Below are 1,176 nucleotides of genomic sequence, written 5' to 3'. Positions count from 1 at the left end.
CCCGCTACGACCACCTCCTCACCCTCGTCCGCACCACCATCGCCACCGTCCTCGCCCACCCCGACCCCCACACCATCAACCCCCACCAACCCTTCAAAGAACTCGGCTTCGACTCCCTCACCACCGTCCAACTCCGCAACCACCTCACCCACACCACCGGCCTCCACCTCCCCACCACCCTCGCCTACGACCACCCCACCCCCCACCAACTCACCACCCACCTCCACCACCAACTCACCCCCCACACCACCACCAACCACACCCCCACACCACCAACCACCCCCACCACCACCGACGAACCCATCGCCATCATCGGCATGGCCTGCCGCTACCCCGGCGACATCACCTCACCCCAACAACTCTGGGAACTGGTCGCCCAGGGACGTGACGCGATCGACGGCTTCCCCACCAACCGCGGCTGGGACCTCGACACCCTCTTCAACGACCCCACCCAGCCCGGCACCTCCGCCACCCGCTACGGCGGATTCCTCTACGACGCGGACCAGTTCGACGCCGCCTTCTTCAACATCAGCCCCCGCGAAGCCAAAGCCATCGACCCCCAACAACGCCTCCTGCTGGAACTCGCCTGGCAAGCCCTCGAACACGCCGGCCTCAACCCCACCCACCTCGCCGACACACCCACCGGCGTCTACACCGGCCTGTCCCCCAACCACTACGGCACCCACGCAGACACAGACCTCGAAGGCCACCTCCTCACCGGAACCAGCCCCGCCGTCGCCTCCGGGCGCATCGCCTACACCCTCGGCCTGACCGGACCCGCCCTCACCATCGACACCGCATGCTCGTCGTCACTGGTTGCGGTGCATCTGGCCTGCCAGGCCCTGCGCAACGGCGAATGCGAGACGGCCCTGGCCGGCGGCGCCACGGTGATGGCCACACCCGACGTCTTCTTGGAGTTCTCCCGCCAGCACGGCCTCGCCCCCGACGGCCGCTGCAAGGCCTTCGCCGCCGAAGCCGACGGCACCGGCTGGGCCGAAGGCGCAGGACTCATCGTCCTGCAACGCCTCAGCAACGCCCTCGCCCAAGGCCGCACAATCCTCGCCGTGATCGCGGGCTCCGCCGTCAACCAGGACGGCGCCAGCAACGGACTCACCGCCCCCAACGGCCCCTCCCAGGAACGGGTGATCCGGCAAGCCCTGGACAACGCACGCCTCA

General features: G+C 68.8%; 1 protein-coding gene. It reads left to right on the top strand.

Annotated features, from left to right (window positions below; translation table 11 throughout):
* The coding region (locus ACFW2E_RS47345) for a beta-ketoacyl synthase N-terminal-like domain-containing protein (protein ID WP_384478486.1) at positions 1-1,176 on the top strand (1,176 nt) is incomplete at both ends.

Source organism: Streptomyces sp. NPDC058964, assembly GCF_042741275.1.
Classification (GTDB): Bacteria; Actinomycetota; Actinomycetes; order Streptomycetales; family Streptomycetaceae; genus Streptomyces.
Note: the sequence above shows the minus strand (reverse complement) of the source record. Positions and strands in the feature narration are given on the sequence as shown.